The organism is Marilutibacter aestuarii, from assembly GCF_006546775.1.
GTDB lineage: Bacteria > Pseudomonadota > Gammaproteobacteria > Xanthomonadales > Xanthomonadaceae > Marilutibacter > Marilutibacter aestuarii.
Genome location: NZ_VICE01000120.1, coordinates 1 through 20,092 on the forward strand (window position 1 = coordinate 1; position 20,092 = coordinate 20,092).

The 20,092-nt window shown below is 69.8% G+C and carries 20 protein-coding genes; 2 read left to right on the plus strand and 18 right to left on the minus strand.

Features of this window, described 5'->3' with window-relative positions; translation table 11 throughout:
• Both FKV25_RS12720 and FKV25_RS16630 read right to left on the minus strand, forming a co-directional pair.
• The coding region (locus FKV25_RS12720; RefSeq protein ID WP_141519177.1) for a hypothetical protein at positions 1-578 on the minus strand (578 nt) is incomplete at its 3' end.
• On the minus strand, positions 571-1,173 hold the full coding sequence (locus FKV25_RS16630) for a serine O-acetyltransferase (protein ID WP_141519178.1): 603 nt from the start codon (positions 1,171-1,173) through the stop codon (positions 571-573). The genes FKV25_RS12720 and FKV25_RS16630, both read right to left, overlap by 8 nt.
• A 53-nt stretch (positions 1,174-1,226) precedes the next feature.
• Between FKV25_RS16630 and FKV25_RS12730 the strand changes: the two genes are divergently transcribed.
• Positions 1,227-1,976: a YdcF family protein gene (locus tag FKV25_RS12730; protein WP_141519179.1), complete on the plus strand. Its 750-nt coding sequence runs from the start codon at positions 1,227-1,229 to the stop codon at positions 1,974-1,976.
• 25 nt (positions 1,977-2,001) lie between these two features.
• Here the strand turns inward: FKV25_RS12730 and FKV25_RS12735 are convergent, their stop codons facing one another.
• The 13 genes from FKV25_RS12735 to FKV25_RS12795 form a co-directional block, all read right to left on the minus strand.
• Positions 2,002-3,213 carry a glycosyltransferase family 4 protein gene (locus FKV25_RS12735; protein ID WP_141519180.1) on the minus strand — a complete coding sequence of 404 codons (1,212 nt, stop codon included), beginning with the start codon at positions 3,211-3,213 and terminating at the stop codon, positions 2,002-2,004.
• Between the two features lie 2 nt (positions 3,214-3,215).
• Complete coding sequence (locus FKV25_RS12740) at positions 3,216-4,319, minus strand: glycosyltransferase family 2 protein (RefSeq protein ID WP_141519181.1); 1,104 nt, start codon at positions 4,317-4,319, stop codon at positions 3,216-3,218.
• Positions 4,320-4,327: 8 nt separating this feature from the next.
• The gene (locus tag FKV25_RS12745) at positions 4,328-5,095 is read right to left on the minus strand and encodes a polysaccharide deacetylase family protein (RefSeq protein WP_141519182.1); all 768 of its coding nucleotides are present in this window, start codon (positions 5,093-5,095) and stop codon (positions 4,328-4,330) included.
• Entirely contained in the window at positions 5,092-6,123 is a 1,032-nt protein-coding gene (locus tag FKV25_RS12750; RefSeq protein WP_141519183.1) for a polysaccharide deacetylase family protein, read from the minus strand. The genes FKV25_RS12745 and FKV25_RS12750 overlap by 4 nt, the downstream gene beginning before the upstream one ends.
• Positions 6,120-7,472 carry an O-antigen ligase family protein gene (locus tag FKV25_RS12755; protein ID WP_141519184.1) on the minus strand — a complete coding sequence of 451 codons (1,353 nt, stop codon included), beginning with the start codon at positions 7,470-7,472 and terminating at the stop codon, positions 6,120-6,122. The genes FKV25_RS12750 and FKV25_RS12755 overlap by 4 nt, the downstream gene beginning before the upstream one ends.
• Positions 7,453-8,610, minus strand: a complete 1,158-nt coding sequence (locus tag FKV25_RS12760; protein WP_170218635.1) for a glycosyltransferase family 4 protein — start codon at positions 8,608-8,610, stop codon at positions 7,453-7,455. Before FKV25_RS12760 ends, FKV25_RS12755 begins: the two co-directional genes overlap by 20 nt.
• A complete protein-coding gene (locus tag FKV25_RS12765) occupies positions 8,610-9,812 on the minus strand; it encodes a glycosyltransferase (protein WP_170218636.1) in 1,203 nt (400 codons plus the stop codon). The genes FKV25_RS12760 and FKV25_RS12765 overlap by 1 nt, the downstream gene beginning before the upstream one ends.
• Complete coding sequence (locus FKV25_RS12770; protein ID WP_141519187.1) at positions 9,778-11,097, minus strand: outer membrane beta-barrel protein; 1,320 nt, start codon at positions 11,095-11,097, stop codon at positions 9,778-9,780. The genes FKV25_RS12765 and FKV25_RS12770 overlap by 35 nt, the downstream gene beginning before the upstream one ends.
• 10 nt (positions 11,098-11,107) lie before the next feature.
• The gene (locus FKV25_RS12775) at positions 11,108-11,842 is read right to left on the minus strand and encodes a P-loop NTPase family protein (RefSeq protein ID WP_141519188.1); all 735 of its coding nucleotides are present in this window, start codon (positions 11,840-11,842) and stop codon (positions 11,108-11,110) included.
• Between the two features lie 8 nt (positions 11,843-11,850).
• Positions 11,851-13,419 carry an XrtA system polysaccharide chain length determinant gene (locus FKV25_RS12780; protein WP_246072085.1) on the minus strand — a complete coding sequence of 523 codons (1,569 nt, stop codon included), beginning with the start codon at positions 13,417-13,419 and terminating at the stop codon, positions 11,851-11,853.
• The gene (locus FKV25_RS12785; RefSeq protein WP_246072086.1) at positions 13,416-14,060 is read right to left on the minus strand and encodes an XrtA/PEP-CTERM system exopolysaccharide export protein; all 645 of its coding nucleotides are present in this window, start codon (positions 14,058-14,060) and stop codon (positions 13,416-13,418) included. The genes FKV25_RS12780 and FKV25_RS12785 overlap by 4 nt, the downstream gene beginning before the upstream one ends.
• Before the next feature lie 84 nt (positions 14,061-14,144).
• Positions 14,145-15,152, minus strand: coding sequence for an NAD-dependent epimerase (locus FKV25_RS12790; RefSeq protein WP_141519209.1), 1,008 nt, complete (start codon positions 15,150-15,152; stop codon positions 14,145-14,147).
• Positions 15,153-15,175: 23 nt separating this feature from the next.
• Positions 15,176-16,468 (minus strand): nucleotide sugar dehydrogenase, encoded by a 1,293-nt coding sequence (locus FKV25_RS12795; protein ID WP_141519189.1) that lies wholly within the window; start codon positions 16,466-16,468, stop codon positions 15,176-15,178.
• 200 nt (positions 16,469-16,668) lie between these two features.
• Here FKV25_RS12795 and galE point away from each other — a divergent pair, with 200 nt between their 5' ends.
• The gene (galE, locus tag FKV25_RS12800; RefSeq protein WP_141519190.1) at positions 16,669-17,694 is read left to right on the plus strand and encodes a UDP-glucose 4-epimerase GalE; all 1,026 of its coding nucleotides are present in this window, start codon (positions 16,669-16,671) and stop codon (positions 17,692-17,694) included.
• Here galE and FKV25_RS12805 read toward each other — a convergent pair.
• Genes FKV25_RS12805 through FKV25_RS12815 form a run of 3 tightly spaced genes read right to left on the minus strand, consistent with a single transcriptional unit; the run spans position 17,691 to position 20,091 of the window.
• Positions 17,691-18,608, minus strand: coding sequence for an alpha/beta hydrolase family protein (locus FKV25_RS12805; RefSeq protein ID WP_246072087.1), 918 nt, complete (start codon positions 18,606-18,608; stop codon positions 17,691-17,693). The genes galE and FKV25_RS12805 overlap by 4 nt on opposite strands.
• Positions 18,605-19,414: a bifunctional hydroxymethylpyrimidine kinase/phosphomethylpyrimidine kinase gene (thiD, locus tag FKV25_RS12810; protein ID WP_141519191.1), complete on the minus strand. Its 810-nt coding sequence runs from the start codon at positions 19,412-19,414 to the stop codon at positions 18,605-18,607. Before thiD ends, FKV25_RS12805 begins: the two co-directional genes overlap by 4 nt.
• Complete coding sequence (locus tag FKV25_RS12815) at positions 19,411-20,091, minus strand: YoaK family protein (protein WP_141519192.1); 681 nt, start codon at positions 20,089-20,091, stop codon at positions 19,411-19,413. The genes thiD and FKV25_RS12815 overlap by 4 nt, the downstream gene beginning before the upstream one ends.
• Position 20,092 lies beyond the last annotated feature (1 nt).

Sequence of the window (20,092 nt, forward strand, 5' to 3'; positions counted from 1 at the left end):
TTGAGCATCGTGCTGACGCGCTCGTTGCCCCACAGCACGGCCGGGCGGGCGGGGTCGCGGCCCAGGATGCGGGTCGGCCTGTCAGCGCTGGGGCCGCTGGGTACCGGTGCCAGGTAGCAGTCCCAGGGCGCCTCTTCGTCGCAGCCGCCCGGGTCCGCGCCCGGCGCGCCGAGACCGACCCTGTATTCGCCCGGTGCGAGGACCAGGGTGTCGCCGCCTTCGATGCGCGCGGCCCCGTGGGTGGGCAGGGCATGGTGCAGCGATTGCCAGGCGCAGGCCTGCTGGCGACCCGAACCCGGGTAGGGCGCATCCGTGGTGCCGGTGCACTGGGAGGGCGTGCCGCCGTCGGGGCGGAGGTAGTAGCGCTGGCCGGTCGCCGCCCCGGGTGCGGGCGCTGGATCAGCGGCCTCGGCCATTGCCGGGGGAAGTGCGGCGTCGGCGACGGTGACGGCCATGCCGGCCGCTTCGGTCCGGGCGGCGGTTCCGGTCTCTGCGGGTCCCGTATGCAGGTAACCCGTGGCGAGCAGGGCGACACCGCCCAGCGCCAGCCAGGGCCAGGGGCGGTGCAGTTCACTCATCCCCGTGCTCCTGGGCGGCCATTGCCAGCGGCGACATGCGGATGGCCGCGCCCACCACGCGCATTCGTGCCGGCACGTCCTTGGTTACGACCGTGTTGGCGCCGATCACGACGCCATCGCCGATGCTCACGTCGCCGATGACCTTGGCGCCCGTGCCGATGTAGACGTCGTCGCCGATCCGCGGCCATCGCGTCGACTTGCCGGCGCCCTTGAAGCCCAGGGTGACGCCCTGGCCCACCGACAGGTTCCGGCCGGCATCGCCATGCAGGAAGATGCCGCCGAAGTGGCCGATGTAGAGACCGGGGCCGATCGTCGCGTTGCCGGGAATCGAGATGCCCAGCAGCAGTTCGGTGGGGATGTGCAACAGGCGATGGACGATCTTGAACGGTATCGCGAGCGGTCGCGGACGCAGGGTCTGCGTCCAGCGGCCAAAGCGGTATACGCACACGGCCAGGAATCCATGGGTGCATGCCGCGCGCAGGCGCGCCAAACGCGGCGAGTCGGCGAGCGCGACCCGGTGGTAGCGGGCGAAGTCCTGCCTGAGCGTGTCGAACATGCGGTAGCCCCCCTGGCGAGTGTCGATGATCGTGCCCATATTGCCGTTCAACGGACGCGCCCGTCCGCGCCGGGCATGCAAGACTGGGCACCATGTCGGAACTGTTGCTGTCCCCCCTGAGCCTCAGCATCCTGCTCGGCCTGGCCTTGTGGCTGGGCTGGCGCCGCCTGCCGTTCGCGCTTCGCGTGGGAGGCGTGCTGGCATGGGTGATGCTGCTGGCCTTGTGCGCGCCGGTCGGCGCCAATGCGCTGGTGGCGTGGGTGGAGGCCGATGCCGGTCCCGTGCCCGGGTGCGAGGCGACGCGCGGGGCACCCGTCGTGGTGCTGTCCGGCGGCCTCGACCGCCGCCCGTACTCGCGCGACGACTACGCGGCCCTGGCACCCGACACCTGGCGCCGGCTGCATGCCGGCATCGCCTTCTGGCGCCGGCAGGGCGAGCCGCGACTGGTCCTCGTCGGCGGTGGCCCGTACCCCATCAAGGAGGCCGAGGTGATGGCCAGCCTGGCCGAAGCCTGGGGCGTGCCGGCGACGCGGATCGATACCGAGGCGCTTTCGTTGACCACCTGGGAAAACGCCTCCCAACTGGCAAGCCTGGGCTCGGTGCCGGGACTGGGCGCCGAGGAGGCGGCGTGGCTGGTGAGCTCGCCCCTGCACCTGCCGCGTGCGATGACGGCATTCCGGGCGGCGGGCATCAAGGTCTGCCCGCATCCGGGTGAGAGCGACTACGTGGGGCCCGGCGGCGTGGGCTACTTCATCCCGCAGGCATCCGCGATCGCCAAGAGCCGCCGCGCGATCCACGAACTGGTCGGGCAGGGCGTCTACCGGTATCGCGGTCGACGATGAGCGGGCATGGGGGCGCATGGCGCGTTCAAGCCCCCGCGGGTGGCGGGGCGAAGCGCGCGTAGACCTCGAGCAGGTCGCGGCCGATGGCCTCCCAGCCATAGTGCCGCTCGGCCTGGGCACGGGCCTCGCGCCCCAGGCGCTCGACTTCGTCGGGCGCCTCCATCAGCGCAAGTACCGCCGCGGCGAAGCCGTCGGCATCGTCGGCATAGCGGGCGCTCACGCCTTCCTCCAGCGCGATCCCCTCGCTGCCGATCCGCGTGGTGACGATGGCCTTGCCCAGGGCCATCGCTTCCAGGACCTTGAGCCGCGTACCGCTGCCCGCACGCAGCGGCACGACGTAGATCCCGGCGTCGTGGACGGTGGGGCGCAGGTCGGGGACGAAGCCCGCCAGTTCCACGTTCGCGGACATCTCGACGGGCACCTCCAGGCCTTGTGATTTTCCCACCACCACGAAACGCGCATCGGGTCGCCGGGCGACGATCCTCGGCAGCACGTCGCGCATGAACCATTCCACGCCGTCGCGGTTCGGGAACCAGCCCATCTGGCCGACGAACACCATTTGCCGCGGTGCGCCCGGCGGCAGGCTGGCGGGCCGGTTGGCGTCCAGGTCGACGCCGTTGGGGATCACCGTGACGGGCGTGGACGGCGCCATCCGGCGAAGCTCCGCCGCGTCGTCCGCCGAGCAGGCCAGCACCGCGTCCGCGCGCAGGCACGCGTCCTGCTCGAAGTGGCGCAGGCGTTCGGCCTGGCCGGCGAAGAATCGCTTGGCCCAGGGCCGGGTCTCGATCTCGATCCGCTTGCGCAGCAGTTGGTGCTCGACGTTGTGGGCGTTGAGCACGATGGGCACGTCGGCCGGCACGCAGTCGGCGTGGGCGAACAGCGGCAGCATGTCGAAATGAACGACGTCGGCATCGCGGGCCAGCCTGCGCAGGGTGTCGCGCAGGTCATGGGAGGCGTACTTGGTGGCGATGTAAGGCGTGCCGCCCCACTGGCTGCGCAGCAGCGCCCCGGCAAGGGCGATCCGCGAGTGTTCCGACGGGATGGGGAACTCATGGACCGCCCTGCAGACCTCGCGCAGAGCATCGCTCCCGTCGCTGGCGTCGTCGAGGCGCCGGAAGCTGAGCAGGGTGACCTCATGGCGGGACGCCAGGGCACGCAGCAGGTGCCAGGACCTCAGCTGGTGGCCTTCGGTCGGCGGAAACGGCAGGCGGCTGGTGAGCGCGAGGATCCGGGCCATGGTCAGTGTTTCCGCCAGAGCCGGTTGCCGTCCCACGCCAGCGATGCGGGCAGGGAGAGCAGGGCGGCCGAGTTGAGCATCAGGAACATGCCGGCCGCGGGCAACAGCGGCACGCGTCGTGCCAGTGCCGGGCGTGCCCAGCCCAGGGCCGCGCCCGCATACGCCAGCAACTGGACCACGAAGGCGAGGCGGTAGAAAGGGCCGGGGGCCCAGGCGGAGGCGAGCAGGGCGACGAGCAGTGCCCAGGGCACGACGAGGCGCAGGAACTTGTGCGAGAACCAGGCCAGGAACACCGGGTTGGCGAGCGGACTGAGCAGCACCGGCATGCGCTCGATAAGCTGCCAGTTGCCGGCGAGGGTGCGCAGCTTGCGGTGGAACTCCTCGGCCAGGTCATGGCTGGCCTGGTCGATCGCGATCGCATCGCGCGCCATCCACACCCGGTGGCCCGCCAAGAGGGTCTGCAAGGGCGTCCACATGTCATCGAGCACCGTGCCGGGTGGAATCGGCACGAACAGCTCGCGCCGCAGCGCGTGGATCGCGCCGCTGACGCCATGCAGGCAGCCCAGTCGCGCCTCGTCGTGGCGAAGCCGCTTTTCCATGCGCCAGTAGAGGCCCGGGTTGCCCCCGCCATCGCCGATCACCAGCTCGCCGCTGACCCCGCCCACCGACGGGTCGGCGAACGGCGCGACGAGCGCGCGAAGGGCACCCGGGCCGAACGACTGCCGCGCGTCGATGAATACCAGGATCTCGCCATTCGCCGCAGCGACGCCGCGGTTGAGCGCACCGGACTTGCCCAGGTTCGCTTCCAGGTCGATGACACGTACGCGGGCATCGTCGATGCGTGCCGCCTGCGAGGTGCCGTCGCGGCTGCCGTCGTTGACCACGAGCATCTCGAGACGCCCGGCAGGGTAGTCCTGGGCCAGCACGTCGCGGATGCGCCCGGCGACGCGGGCTTCTTCGTCGTGGACGGCAAGCACCACCGAGATCGTGGGCGCATGGTCGCCGCACAGCGGGTCGCGGCCGCGCCAGCGGGCCAGGATGGCCATGAACACCGGATAGCCAACGTAGGCATGGCCGACGATGCAAAGCGCTACCCAGAACAGCACGGCCGCGATCACAACAGGCGCTCCCGCAGGCGCTCGTAGCCGGCATTGCCCAGCAGACGCTTGGGCACGCGCAGGGCCAGGAAGCGCAACCGTGCCAGGCGCGGCGCGAGTCCGGTCCACTCCACCTGCTGCATCAGGTCCGCCTCGGACAGGTTGCGGGTGACGGCGATGCGCTGCATCCAGCGCCCGTCCCACGGCGACGTGTTGGGGCCGGGGGCCGAGCCCAGCAGGTGCCGATACCCGACCGCCAGCGCCAGGTCGCGCTCGCGGCGGCCACCGCGGCCACCGGGCAGCGCGAGCGAATCGATCGGCCTGGCGCAGATCCGCGACAGGCGCAGGCGGCTGCTCTCGAGCTCCTCGCGCAATGCAACGGGCCCGAGGTCCTCGAGGAAGGCATGGCTGCGCCCGTGCGATCCAACCCCCATGCCCTGCCGGGCGAGTTCGGCGACGTCGGCCTCCCGCAACATGCCTGGCTGGTCGATGAAGTCGCTGGTGACGAAGAACTCGGCGACCATGCCGCGGGCCTTCAGCAGCGGGACGGCGACTTCCAGGTTCGACACGTCGCCGTCGTCGAAGCTGACCACGACCGGCCTCGCCGGCAATGGCGTGCCGTCGTGGAGCGCATCGAGCAGGATGCTGTGGTAGCCCCGCTCGAGGAGCGCGTCGAGCTGTCGCGCGAAGTCGTCCGGCCGCACGCTGTAGACGGCGTCGAAGCGCCCGCGCGCTTCGGGCCCGTCGTGGAGGCCGTGGTACATCAGGACGGGGAGGCGACTCATGCCGACAGCCTCGTGCGCAACATCCCGAGCAGGCCGCTGGTCTCGCTGAAGAACAGGGCCCGCGACAGCGTCCCGTCGGGCGCGCGGTAGCGGGTGTCGTGGACGTTGTGCCGCAGCAGCAGGTAATGGCTGGTACCCGGCCGGTTCACGCCCTCGATCGACGTGGCGGCGGTGGCATAGCCCGACCGCTTGACCAGGTCGACGTCGCGCTCGCCAAAGTCCTGCGACGTGCCGTTGGGATAGGCGAAGTGGCGCGGGCGGCGACCGAGCTCACGCTCGATGTCGCGCGTGCACTCCTCGATCTCCATGCGCGCCGTCGCATCGTCCACCCGGCTCAACAACACATGGCTGCATGTGTGCCCGCCGATGTCGATGCCCTTCTCGTCGAGCGTGCGCACGTCGCTCCAGTCCATCATGTCGCGCCTGGCGTCGACCGGCTCACTCGGCCGCAACTGCTGGAGAAGCTCGCCCAGCCGGGCTTCGAACTCGTCGTGCGACAGCTGCTTGAGCCACGGCGGCAGCAACTGCAGGGCGCGTTCGCGTTCGGCGGGGCGCGACAGGTCGAAGCGCCCCAGGCCATGCGAACCAAGGTCGAGCAGGTCCCGGCTGCGGGTCTCGACCGCACGCGACAGGCGGTAGGCCCAGATCGGCTCGCCGCCGATGTGCCCGGTGGCGACGTAGACCGTGGCCGGGGTCCCCAGCACCTCGCCGTCAAGCAGGCGGAGGTTGTCGAGGTACCCGTCGTCAAGGGTGATGGCGTAGTTCACCACCCGGCGGGGGCCTCGCTGCAGTCGGGCCAGGCCCTCGTCGAGGCTGACGAGCACGTCGTCCTGCCGAAGCCACTGGACGAGCCGCGACAGGGTGTCGATCCGCGTGCTGAGCGGGTAATAGTCGTGCTCGTCGCGCAGGCGGTGGAGCATCAGCACCACGAGGCCCCGGCCGCTCGCAAGGCGGTAGAACGCGTCCAGTCCCGAATAGTGGAATGCGAGTGCGCACAGGTAGCGGATCCATCCATTGACGCGCGTCATTGCGGGTTTTCCTCCCTGGGCAGTTCGCGGGCCTTGAGCATGAGGGCGGTGAACGCCCAGAAGTAGGCGATCACGGGGTAGTGGGTGAAGCGGTCGCCGAACAGGTTGCCGCAGACCAGCCCCATCCACGCCCCGACGATGCCAAGTGCCAGCGCGTAGTGGAGCGTGCCATTGCGGGCCAGTGCCAGCTCCCGCCGCGCGGTCAGTACGATAGACAGCAGCACGCCCAGCAGCAGCACCGCACCGATCACGCCGCCCTCGCTCAGGGTGCGGATGTACAGGTTGTGCGTGTCCTTTCCGTAGGGATTGATCTCGCGGTGCTGGAAGCTGTGGATACCCGTGCCGGTGAGCGGGTGGGCCTTGAAGTTCTCCCAGGCGATGTTCCAGTAGACGAAGCGCATCTCCGTGCTCTCGTCGCGGTCGGTCTCCTCCACCGATGTGCTGTCGAAGCGCTCGATGACCGACGAGGGCAGCACCGCGGGCAGTGTGGCGGCCGCCAGCAGGAGCGGCAGCATCATCTTCCAGCGGCCGCGCCATGCCAGGATCACGGTCACCAGGCCCAGGATCAGGGCGACGTAGGCGGTACGCGAATAGGCATACAGCACGCCCAGGACCATGCAGGCGATGCCGATGCCCAGCGCGATCTTCCAGATGCGCGAAAGGCGCGCGGAAAGGAAGAAGGCGAACAGCACGGTGGCCACGGTCACGCAGAACGCGGCGAACTCGTTGGCGCCCAGCAGTCCGAAAGTCGCGGGAATGCGCAGGTCGTCCGAGTAGTGCCAGCTGGCCACGCTGAGGTGCTGCACCCAGGCGACTTTCGCGATGTAGGGCAGCGGCAGCATCATCGCGATGACCACCCGCCGCGCGGTGGTCCAGTCGCGTACGCTCATCTGCACGAGGAACAGCACCGAGAAGCCGATCAGATGGTCCTTGACGATGGCGAAATGGTTCGCGCTCTCGCTCACGTAGGTGGTCGAGATGAACATCGACACGATCGTGTAGGCCATGTAGGCGAAGACCCAGCGATTGACCGATGCGCCGCGGGCGAGGTGGCCCCCGGCGACCAGCGCACCGGCGAACGAGGCCAGGAAGCCGACGTTCAGGAAGTTCAGGCCGGCGCCGAGGTTCGGGATGTAGCCGAACTGGATGTTCTGGAGGGGCAGCAGGACCAGGAACAGGTAGAGCGGCCAGTTCTGGCGATGCGTGCGCCGCGGCATCGCGCGGGGCGCCGCGGTGTCGCGCGTGGCCGCGGGCGCCGGCATGCCCTGGGTGAGCATCGCCCGTGCCGCCAGCGGAAAGCGCTCCGCCGGTGTCCTGGGCGAAGGAGGATCAGGCCGCTTGAACGCCATGCGTCCACCCTCCCAGCGATTCGTACATGGTGCGGTAGCGAACCGCCATCGCGCCCGGGGAGTGTCCGCTGCGGACGCGGGCGCGGGCACGCGCGTCAAACGCGCGTCCGGCGTCCAGTCGTGCGTGCATCGCGGCGGCCAGGGCGTCCCGGTCGCCCGCTGGCACGAGGCGGCCCTGCTCCGTGCCCGACAGCAGCCGTGGCACGTCGCCGACCGCACTCGCGATGACGGGCAGCCCGTGGGCCATTGCTTCGAGGACCGTCAGCGGCATGCCCTCGCTGAGCGAAGGCAGCACCAGGCAGTCGATACACGGATACACCGAAGGCATGTCGTCGCGGACCCCGGCGAAGTGGACCCGTCGTGCGATGCCGAGCGCACTGCACCGGGCGCGCAGTGCGTCGCCGAGCGGACCGTCGCCGACCATCAGCAACTGGCAGTCCTCGCGAGCGTCCGCCACGGTGGCGAAGGCTTCGAGCAACATGGCCAGGTTCTTCTCGGGGGAGAACCGCGCCACGGCCGCGAACACGAAGTCCGCCTCGCCGAGGCCCAGCGATGCGCGCGATACCGGCGGGGCCGTCTCTCCCGGCGCGTGCAGGGGAATCCCGTTGTCGACCAGGTGGATCCGCGTGCGCGGCACGCCGGCATCCGCGAGCAGGCCGACCTGGCGTTCGGAGACCACCGCCAGCGCGTCGAAGCGGCGCAACAGGCCCAGCTCGAGGCGGTTGTAGAGCCGCAGCGCGCGGGTCGCGTCGACATGCCCGTGCAGGGTCGCCACCAGGCGGACGGGCAATCGCATGCTCGCCAGCCAGGCGTATGCCGCGCTCTTGTAGTCGTGCACGTGGACGATGGTGGCGCCCTGGCGGCGCAGCGCGGCCCGGAGCGCGCGAAGGGTCCCCGGGTCGAGGCGGCCCCGGCAGGCCAGCAGTTCGGCCTGCTGTCCCTCGGCGATCGCCGCCTCGTGCAGTTCCTGCACCGGCATCCGTGGATTGCCGATGCTCAGCAGGCGGCTGTCGACGCCCTCGCTCGCCAGCGCCCGGTTGAGCGTCAACACCATGCGATCGGCGCCATAGAGGCCGGCGCTCGAGCGGAGCTGCGCGACCCTGGGCGAAGGCGACGCGACGGGCGAGGCTGCCTGCATCATGCCCTCCCCACCAGGCGCCGGTAGAGGCGATCGTAGGCATCGACCATCCCGGCGAGCGAGAACTCCGACTCGATCCGGCGGCGGCCGGCGTTGCCCAGGCTGGCCCGAAGCAGCGGCTCCTGCACCAGCCGGCGCATGGCGTCGCCCATGGCCGCGGCGTCGCCGCTGGGCACGAGGAAGCCCGTCTCGCCGTCGCGTACCAGTTGCAGGTTGCCGCCTACCGCCGTGGCGACCACGGGCAAGCCGCAGGCCATCGCCTCGAGGATCGCGTTGGACATGCCTTCGCTGCGGGAGGCGAGGAGGGCCGCGTCCAACGCCGGAAGGATCTGGTGGATGTCGGAGCGGTTGCCGAGGAAGCGCACGGCATCCCCCAGGCCCAGGGCCTGCGCCTGGGCCGACAACTCGCCGGCAAGAGCACCGGCACCGACCAGCAACAACCTTGCCCGTGGGTCGCACGCGTGCGCGCTGGCAAAGGCATCGATCAGCATGGCATGGTTCTTGACCGGATACAGGCTCGCGACGCAGCCGAACGCCACTTCGTCGCGCGCCAGGCCCAGTGCCTGCCTCAGCGCCTGGCGCCGTGGCACGGGTACCGGAGCGAAACGATCCGTGTCGACGCCATTGGCGATCCACAGCATCCGCGATGTGGGCAGCCCCTCGTGCTCGGCCAGCGCGGCGAGGATCTCGTGTGCCGGGGCGATCACGGAATGGTAGCGGTGGTTGACCAGCCGGAAGACGTGGCGCAGGCGCCGGCTTTTCAGGAACCCCATGTCCCGCCGGTTCGACAGGCGCACGGCCATCTCGCGTGGCCCGAGCAACAGGTTGATGAGGTCGGATTTCTCGTGCTGGGACTGGATCACGTCGAACGCCTCGAGCCGCAGGCGCGCGCGCAGGTCGCGGATGGCGCGCAGGCCGCGTAGTCCGTAGATCGGCCCGATCGGATGGTTGAGCACGCGCAGCGCGGTACCCGCTTCGGTCACGTGCGTGGTCTCGCCCGGGGCGTTGTCGGCGCCGAGCTGGACCACGGTGATCGCGTAGCGCTCCGGCGGAAGCCGTCCCACCAGGTTGCGCAGGAAGCGCTCGCTGCCCCCGGTGTTGGTCAGCGCGGTATCGGTCAGCAGCAGCAGGCGGATGGGCGGCTGGGGCTGGCTGGCGATGACGGCCTCAGCGGCGATAGACGAGGCTGACAGTGACGGCATTGTCGTCATAGCTGAACCCTTGCACCGAGCTGTCGCGGGATCGTCGCCTCAGGTCGAGCCGGGCGCTCCAGTGGCGGGTGAAGCGCTTGGCCAGGCCGACACCGAAGTTGGTGTCCTTGTCCAGCCTGGAGGTGACGGTGAAGTCGCGGCGCTGGTGGTCGACGCTGGCGACCAGGTCGAGCAGGGGATTGATGCGGAAGGTATAGGCGAAGGCCGCGCCGCTGTTGGTGTTGTCGAAATCGTCCTCCTCGACGTATTCCGAACGCTCGTACCAGGCCGACGCGTCCACGCCGTGGCGGGGGCCCGAATGGCTGAACCCGAGGTCGAGCCGCCGCTGTTCGTAGGGGTCTGAGGACACGATGACCCCGCTGACGTCGATGTCGGTGCCGATCGGGACGTCCGGGTCGACCGGCGTCGACGACAGGCTCTGCGCGGTGTCGGAGAACTGGTAGGACGCCTGTGCGTTGATCGAGGTCTCGGGCGAGAAGCGCCAACCCAGGCTCGCCCTGCCCAGTGGGGAGGAGTAGCTGTCGCCGTCGACGATGTCGAGCGTCGAGTAGCCCAGGTCCACGCTGAAATCCAGTTGGCGCAGGTTGCGCTGGAAGTTCACGTAGCCGTCGAGGCGATCGTAGTCGCTGGCGACGCCGGCCTGGTCGAAGCGGATCCGGTTGGACTCGACGTTCAGCGAGGTGCGGGTGGTGGGGCCGAGTTCGTGGAGCACGCGCGCAGCGGCGTTGACGCGGTCGGCATCGAACTCTGAGGTTTCCTCCGCTTCGCTTCGGCTGTAGCGCGCATCGAACTGCGCGCGGGTGCGGTCCGACAGGTTGAGGTAGAGAGACGGGCCGCCGATCAGGATGTTGACCTGTTGGGCGTTGCTGGGGGTCACCGGCGAGAGGATGTCGACCGGCTGTTGGCTCAGGTAGTCCTCGACGACGAAGTCCAGCCGTTCCGGCAGCATGCGCCAGCGCATGTGCCCGCTGAATTCGCCGCGCACCTCGTTGTCGAAGGTATCGCCCGTGTAGTAGAGGTATCGGGCGTTGCCGCGCCCGACCAGGTCGACGCTGCGGCCCTCGTGGGTGAGGGTGAAGTCGATGCCCGGCGCGATCGTGGTCTCGCTGATTTCCTCGGTTTCGCTGAGGATGATGTTGGAATTGTGGATGACGCCGGCGCTGATCTCGTAGTCGAGTTCGACGGCGTGCGCGCCCGGCGCCACCGCCAGGCCGAGGGCGAGGGCCGTCGAAAGCGTGGTGTGCTGGATGCGGTTCCGGTGCTTGGCTGGCTTCATCCGGATTTCCTCAGACACCCTGGTTGAAGACGACGCCGGCGAACTTCTCGGGATCGAAGTTGGCGGCCGCCTGGCTGATCGCCTCGGGGGAATCCTGTCCGTAGCCGGCGACCAGGATCACCACGTCGGCCAGGTCGGCCAGGATCCTTGCCTCCGGTGCGCCGCGCACCGGCGGGCTGTCCAGGAACATGTAGCAGTCCGGGTGCCTGCTGCGGATCGAGTCCAGCAGCAGGCGCATGCGGACCGAGCTGAAGTACTCCGCGCCCGCTTCGCGTTGCGCGCCGGCCGGGATCAGGTTGAGGCCGGGCATGCCGGTCTCGTAGAGGTAGTCGCCCAGGTCCGCCTCGGGGTCCTCGAGGTAGTCGGTGAGGCCACCATTGGTGCAGTCGATCTGCAGGGTCGTGTGCTGGGAGGGGTGGCGCAGGTCGCAGTCGACCAGCAGCGCGCTCTTGGTCTCGTCGAAGGCCATGGCGGCGGCGAGGTTGCGAGCCACGAAGCTGCCCCCGCAACCGGCGCTCACGGGCGCGACCAGGGCGACGAAGTTGTTGGTCGTCATCGCAAGCAGGCGCGTGCGGATCTCGCGGAACGCATCGACCTCGGGACGCGCCACGGACGAGCGCCGGATCAGGGCGCGCTCTTCCATCTGCGCCGGCGTCAGCGCCTGGCTGGCGTGGCGCAGCGACAGGGACCGCCCCGAAGCACCGGCGAGCTTGGCCGGCGGGTCTTCACGATGGGTTCTGGACATGACGGTGCTCATGAGCTGGCCAGCCTGACGAGGAGGACCAGGCCATAGACGACCGGGACCATCAGGAAGAGGAGGGCGCTGAGGACCACCTTGCGGCGGTAGGCGCTGCGACGGGCGCTGGTGTAGTAGTGGGGGACGGCGCCGAGCACGGGAAGGCCCGCCTGGCGTTCGATCTGCTGGGGTGAGCGGATGCGCGGATCGAACTTCACCAGCACCAGCAGGAGCAGGAACGGCGCGGCGAGCGCCATGCCCAGGCCGCCACCGGCGACGTGCATGAGGCGCAGGCCATTGCTGCGCAGTGGGACGCGCGCCGGCTCCTGGATCCGGAAGCTCAGGCCGCGCTGTTCCGCGTCCAGGCTCATGGAGACGCGCGCGTTCTCGCGGCGCTTGAGCAGGTCCTGGTAGAGGTCGCGGTTGACTTCGTAGTCGCGCGTCAGCTCGGCGAGCGAGCTTTCCGAGGCGGCGATGCGGCCGCTGCGGCGAAGCTCTTCGGCGAGCAGGCCCTCGGCGGTTGAGATGCGGCTGGACATGGCCGCGGCCTGCCGGCGGACCTGCGCAAGCTTGCTCTTGAGCTCGCCGTAGAGCGGGTTGAGGTTGGCCGAGCCGTTGATGGCGCCGACGCTCGCCGCGCGGTTCTGCTGCAGCGAGTCTTCCTGCCGCAGCTGGGCCTGGAGGTCGTCGAGCTGGTGCTGGATGCGGACCACGTCCGGATGCTGGCGTGTATAGGTCAGCAGCAGGCGGTCCTGCTCGTCCTCCAGCTCGGCGAGGCGCGCGACGAGCTGGCCGGTACGGGTCTGCAGCACGGTGACTTCGTTCTCGCCGGACAGCTGGGAAGTCAGCGCCGCTTCCTGCGAGCGCAGGTCGTGCAGGTCCATGCGCGAGCTCTCGACCATGCGGCGAAGCTCGCCGATACGGGAGTTGACGTCGGTCTCGATGCCGGGGCGCGCGTCGGGGTTCGACTTGCGGTAGGCCTCGAGCTTGGCCTCGGCGTCGGTCAGCTTGGCGTGGTACTGGCGCACCTGGGAGTCGATGAAGTCGTAGGCATCGCGACTCTCCTTCTCCTTGGTGGCCAGGCTCTCGGAGATCACCAGGTCGGCGAAGCGGCTGGCCACTTCGTAGGCGCGGCGCGGATTGGAGTCGGTATAGGAGATCTGGATCAGGTTCTCGCGCGGGTTGGCGATCTGCGTACGCTTGGTGATCTCCTCGATGATCTTTTCCTGCTCGAGGGGGCTGGGGTCGTCGGCCATCCAACCGCCGGTCTCGAGGATCTCGCCCATCACCTTCTGGCTGAAGGCGACCTGCCGCGTGATGCTGGCGCGGTTGGTCACCCCAGTCGCGACGGCGCGTCCTTCCATCAGCGGCCGGATGATGTTGGAGTCCTCGACCAGGATCGTCGAGGAGGAGGTGTACTTCTTCGGCAGGACCAGCCCCGCGACCAGCGCCAGCAGGGCGATGGCCGCGAAGATGGCGACGAGGAGCAGCTGCCTGCGCTTGACCTCCTCGATCGCGATCGGGAGCAGTGTCGTCAGTGAGGCCGGTTGCTCCTGTCCCGACCACTCCAGGGCTGGGTTGGTCACAGTGCGCGCTCGGGTACGGTGATGACGTCGCCCGGTGCGACCTTGTAGTTGGTCGACAGGTCGCCGTCATCGAGGATGTTGTCGAGGTCCACCGCGTAGTTGCGGGTACCGCTCTCGTCGCTGCGATACAGCTCCGAGCGCGCCGGCGCGGCGAACTCGGTCAGCCCGCCCGCGGCCAGCACGGCGTCGAGCACGGTCATGCCCTGGCGGTAGGGGATCGAGATGGGCTGGCGCACCGCGCCGGTGACGCGCACGCGCGAGAGGTACTCATGGCTGCGCAGGTCGGTCAGGATCACGGCGACCTGGGGGTCGCGCACGTAGACGGCCAGCTTCTCGCCGATGTCGGCGGCGACCTCGCTCGGGGTCAGGCCGCCGGCGCGGACGTCGCCCACCAGGGGCACCGAGATCATGCCGTCCGGACGCACCGGCACGGTGATGCCCAGGTCCGGGTTCCGCCACACGGTGACCTGGACGATGTCGTCCACGCCGATCTTGTAGGCATCGACCGCGGCGGGTGCTTCGATCGCCGGCGGCGGGCCCGAGGCCTGGCTGCCGCCGCTGGCGCAGCCGGCCAGGGCCAGGGAGGAGGCCAGGCAGGCGGAGAGGGCCATCCTGGAGAAGAACGATGATGTGCGATGCATGGTGGAAATCCCCTCGGTGTCAGCCAAGAACAACGGAGATGCCCGGCCGGCCCGGCCAACGTACGGCCGGTGCCGGGCGCTGGCTCAGGCGTCGTAGTAGTCGCGGTACCAGGCCACGAAGCGGCGGATGCCTTCCTCCACCGGTGTCGATGGCGCATACCCCACGTCGGCGCGCAACGCGGCCACGTCCGCGTGCGACTCGGGTACGTCCCCGGGCTGCAGCGGAAGCATGTTGCACTGGGCCTTCGTGCCCAGGTGCTGCTCGATCAGTTCGATGTAGCGCATCAGCTCGATCGGCCGGTCGCTGCCGATGTTGTAGAGCCGGTAGGGCGCGGCGGAAGCCGCGGGCGTCGTCTGGCCGAAGTCGTAGGAAGGATCCGCGACCGGGACGTGGTCCAGGGTGCGCACGATGCCTTCGACGATGTCGTCGATGTAGGTGAAGTCGCGGCGATGGTGGCCATGGTTGAACACATCGATCGGCTTGCCCGCCAGGATGTTCCGGGTGAAGAGGAAAAGCGCCATGTCCGGGCGACCCCACGGCCCATAGACCGTGAAGAAGCGCAGCCCCGTCGTCGGCAGGCCGAACAGGTGGCTGTAGGTGTGGGCCATCAACTCGTTGGACTTCTTGGTCGCCGCGTACAGGCTCACCGGATGGTCGACGCTGTCGTCGACCGCGAAGGGCAGCTTGGTGTTGGCGCCATACACCGAGCTAGACGACGCATAGACCAGGTGTTCGACGCCGTGGTGGCGGCAGGCCTCGAGGATGTTCACGAATCCCACGACGTTGCTGTCGATGTAGGCCTGGGGGTTCTCCAGCGAGTAGCGCACGCCCGCCTGCGCCGCCAGGTTGACCACGCGGTGCGGGCGGAAGTCGGAGAATGCCCGCTCCATTGCCGCCCGGTCCTCGAGCCCGGCGCGGACGAAGCGGAAGCCGGCCTGGCCCTGCAGGCGCGCCAGGCGCGCCTCCTTCAGCGCGGGATCGTAGTAGTCGTTGACGTTGTCGTAGCCCATGACCTCGTCGCCGCGCGCGAGCAGGCGCTGGCTCAGGTGCGAGCCGATGAAGCCGGCGGCGCCGGTGACGAGCACGCGCATCGGCCCTTGCCGGTCGCCCGCGCTCACAGCCGGCCGTCCACGAGCGCCAGGGGCAGGACGCCCTTGACGTCGAACAGCGAGGCGCCCGGACGCCCGAATGCGCGGATGCCCGCGGCCCCGAGGCCGGTCACGAAGCGATCGTGGGCGACGGCCAGGATCACCGCGTCGTAAGCGCCCTCTTCCGGCGCTTCGGCCAGGTCGATGCCGTATTCGTGGCGCGCCTGCGCCCTGTCCACCCAGGGGTCGTGGACGTCCACCGCGATACCGTATTCGGACAGCTCCTGGACGATGTCCACCACCCGCGTGTTGCGCAGGTCCGGGCAGTTTTCCTTGAACGTGAGGCCGAGTACCAGCACGCGGCAACTGGCCGGGTGGCCGTCCTGCTGCTGGATCAGGCGCACGACGCGGCGGGCCACGTGCTGTCCCATGCCATCGTTGATGCGCCGGCCCGCCAGGATCACGTCGGTATGGAAGCCGACCTGCTGGGCCTTGTGGGTGAGGTAGTAGGGGTCGACACCGATGCAGTGGCCACCGACCAGGCCGGGGCGGAAGGGCAGGAAGTTCCACTTGGTGCCCGCCGCGGCCAGGACCTCCTGGGTGTCCATGCCCAGGCGATGGAACAGCAGGGCCAGTTCGTTGATCAGCGCGATGTTGACGTCGCGCTGGATGTTCTCGATGACCTTGGCGCCTTCCGCCACGCGGATGCTCGAGGTCTTGTGGGTGCCGGCTTCGATGATCGATGCGTACAGGGCATCGACGAAGTCGGCTGCCTCCGGGTTGGAGCCCGAGGTCACCTTGGTGATGGTCTCGAGCCGGTGCTCCTGGTCGCCGGGGTTGATGCGCTCGGGGCTGTAGCCGACATGGAAGTCCCGGTTGAAGACCAAGCCCGATTCGCGCTCCAGGATCGGCACGCAGACCTCTTCGGTGGCACCGGGATAGACGGTGGATTCATATACGACCACGTCGCCGCGCGAAAGGGCGCGGCCGACGGTGCGGCTGGCCGCCTCGAGCGGGCCCAGGTCGGGGCGCTTGTAGTCGTCGATGGGAGTCGGCACGGTGACGATGAAGACGTTGCAGTCGGCCAGCGCGGCGGCATCGGAGGCATAGCCCAGCCGGGTGGCCGCGCGCAGGCCCTCCGGGCTGACCTCCAGCGTCTGGTCGTGGTGGCGCTCGAGCTCGGCGATGCGTCCCGCGTTGACGTCGAAGCCCAGCGTGTCGAACTTCTTGCCGAAGGCGACGGCGAGGGGCAGGCCCACGTAGCCCAGGCCGATGATGGCCAAGCGGATCCGGTCCCGGGGTGGCAGCGGGGCGTTCATGCGGATGGATGTCTCCGGTGTCGAATTGGGGGCGGCAGGCATGGCCCGTGTCATCCCGACCACCGGTTCCCCGCCTGTTCGCTACAGATGAACGCGGAACGGCGCGAGAACCGGCAAACCGCGCAAGCGGTTATCCTTTCCGGCCACGACGCGCTTTTGCGTTGATGGACTTGCGATCCATCGACCCGGAGAAATGATTGATGCGGATTCTCGTCACCGGCGGAGCCGGCTATATCGGCGCCCATACCTGTGTCGTCCTGGCCGAACGCGGCCACGACGTGGTGATCGTCGACAACTTCAGCAATTCGTCGCCGGCGGTCCTGCCGCGCCTTGAGGCGCTGACCGGGCGCGCGGCAGTCCACGCCGAACTCGACCTGCGGGATGCCGCGGGGCTGGGGAAACTGTTCGCCGAACACCGTTTCGACGCGGTGGTCCACTTTGCTGCATTGAAGGCGGTCGGCGAGTCGTGCGAGAAGCCCCTGGACTACTTCGACAACAACATCAGCGGGACGCTCGGGCTGTTGCGGGCCATGAAGGACGCCGACGTGCGCAGGCTCGTCTTCAGCTCATCGGCCACCGTCTACGGCGCTCCCGAGTCGGTGCCGGTGAAGGAAGATGCCACGCTCAACGTCACCAACCCCTACGGCCGCACCAAGCTCGTGGTCGAGCAACTGCTCGGTGACGTGTGCGCCAGCGATGCAGGATTCCACGTCGCCAACCTCCGCTACTTCAATCCGGTCGGCGCGCATCCCTCGGGCACCATCGGCGAGGATCCCAGCGACACCCCCAACAACCTCATGCCCTACGTGTGCCAGGTCGCCGTGGGCCGGCGCGAACGCCTGAGCGTGTTCGGTGGCGACTACCCGACCGTGGACGGCACCGGCGTCCGCGACTACATCCACGTGGTCGACCTCGCCCGGGCCCACGCGGATGCACTGGATTACCTGCAGCGCGAGCGACGCAGCCTGACCGTCAATCTCGGCACTGGACGTGGCGTCAGCGTGATCGAACTGGTGAAGGCGTTCGAGCGTGCCTCCGGACGCAGCATCCCGTACGACATCGTGGCTCGCCGGGCCGGCGACGTCGCCGAGGTGTATGCCGACCCGGCGCTGGCGAACCGCCTCCTGGGCTGGCGCGCCGAGCTCGACGTGGACGCGATGTGCCGCGACGCCTGGCGCTGGCAGTCGATGAATCCCATGGGCTATGCCGAGCGCGACGCGGCCTAGGCGCCGGGCGCTCCGCCCGCCGGCGGGCCGCTGGCGCGCGGACCGGCAGCCAACCAGGAGGCGACGGCGGCGGGTTGCTTCATCCACGCGAAATGATCCGCCTCGGTGCCCAGGTGGTCGGCGTCGAACGTCCGCACGTCCGCTTCGGCCCGGGGCATCTTCGACAGCAGGAAGTCCAGGGAGCTGCGCGGGGCCAGCCAGTCATCGACCATGAGCGCGGCGCGGATGCCGGTGCCGGTGCGGGCGAGCGCGGCTTCCAGGTCGACGTCGACCCCACGGGCCGCATAGCGCCCGCTGATCGCCGTCCTTCCCCAGTCCTCGATCAGGCCGCGGGCCTCGTTGCCGGCGAAACGCAGGCGCTTTCCGGGGAAGTGGCCATTGATCTTCGCAAGCCAGGGCATGAAGCGATAGGCCAGAGGCAACGCCCAGCGCCGCGGCGTCGGGAACGCGCGCCAGTAGGGCGCGCCGCTGGCCACCAGCCACAGCGCGTCTGCGGCGGCGGGCGACAGGCCAAGGCGGCAGCTCGCGAGCTGGCCGCCGATGCTGTGTCCGCCGATGATGCGCGGCAGGCCCGGCGCGCTGCGCGCGACCGCGGCCTCGCTCGCCGGGATGTCGTCCTCGAGCAGGGCCTTGTAGCCCCAGTCGTGGCGCCGACCCGCGCGCAGCGTGCTGCTGCCGTGCCCGCGCCACTCGTGCAGGAAGGTCGCGATGCCATGCCCGGCGAGCGCATCGGCGAGCGGCAGGTAGTGCCGCGCCGCGACGCCCAGCGCGGGCAGCCAGAGCAGCGAGGCCCGCGGGCGCGCCGGCAGCCGGCCCATGACATGCCAGGCATGGCCGCCCTCGACCTTGCAGCGCAGGTGCAGCGACAGCGGCGGCGCGTGGGCCGCAGGCGGGTGGGGATCAGGGCTCGTCACGGAGCGGCGCCGAAATGGTCGAGCACCATGACATCACCGCGCCCGGGTCGATAGCCCCCCAGCAGTGCGCGGTGCACGTAGTCGGTCGCGCGTGCGCAGGCTTCACCCGTCTCGAGCCCGAGCGCGAGCCGGGCCGCGATCGCGGAGGCGAGCGTGCATCCGGTGCCGTGGGCGTCGACGTCCAGGCGCGGATGCTCGAAGGCACGGACGCCGGATGCGTCAGCGAACAGGTCGACCACCCGCGCACCGCCGTCCTCCAGGTGGCCGCCCTTCAGCAGCACCGCCTCGGCGCCCATCGCGCGCAGGGCGGCGCAGGCATCGTGCATGGCCTCCAGCGACGGGATGCGCCAGCCCAGCAGCAGCTCGGCCTCCGGCAGGTTCGGCGTCAGCACCTGGCAACCGGGCAGCAGGCGCTGCCTGAGCGCGGCCAGCGCATCGTCGGCCAGCAGCTTCGCGCCGGAGGTCGCGATCATCACCGGGTCGAGCACCAGCCTCGTGCCGCCCCGGGCGTCGAGCGCGCCGGCCACGGTTTCGATCACGCCGGCAGTCGCCAGCATGCCGAGCTTGACCGCTTCGATGCGGAAGTCCTCGAAGCAGGCGTCGATCTGCGCCGCCAGGAACGCGGTGGGCGGTACTTCCACCGCGGTCACGCCGCGCGTGTGCTGGGCGGTGAGGGCGGCGATCGCGCTCAAACCGTGCACGCCGTGGGCGGCGAAGGTCTTGAGGTCGGCCTGGATCCCGGCGCCGCCGCCGGAGTCGGAGCCTGCGATGGTCAGCGCGCTGGGCGGTCGCGAGTCGGATTTCATGGGGGCATTTTGCCCGTGCGAAGCGGCAGCATGCGATAGGCGATGTAGCCCGCACCGGCGGCGCCGGTCGCGGCCGCCGGCAGGTAAAGGGTCGCGAACCCGAGGTGCACATGGAGCAGGGCGCCGGACACGCCCCCGGCCAGGAAGCCCGCGATGATGACCAGGCACAGCCACAGGCGACGCGGCTCGGCGGGCAGGCCGCGCAGGCGATGGCCGAGGAACACGCCCAGGTCGGTGAACATGCCGGTCAAATGCGAGGTCCGCACGAGTGTGCCCGAGTAGGTGGCGGTCATCGCGTTCTGCAGCCCGCATGCCATCGCCGCCAGTGCCGCGCCGGCAATCGCGTGCCGCTGCAGGAGCGGGACCGCGAAGGCCAGCAGGGCGGCCTCGACCAGCAGGGCCACGCCGTAGCGGCAGCCGAGCCGCAGCGCGCTGTCCTGGACCAGGATCCCGCTCAGGACCGCGCCCACCACGAAGGCGGCGATCATCGCCAGCAGGTGCGCGCTGGCGCGGCCGTCGCCACCTGCGAGGGCCGCGCCCAGCAGGCTGGTGGTCCCGGTGAGGTGGCTGAGGGCCAGGTGTTCGAAACCGAGATAGCCGACGACGTTCACCTGGCCGGCGACCACGGCGAGCCCGCCGGCCCCCAGCCAGGCCCATGCCGGGAGCCGGGCGATCATC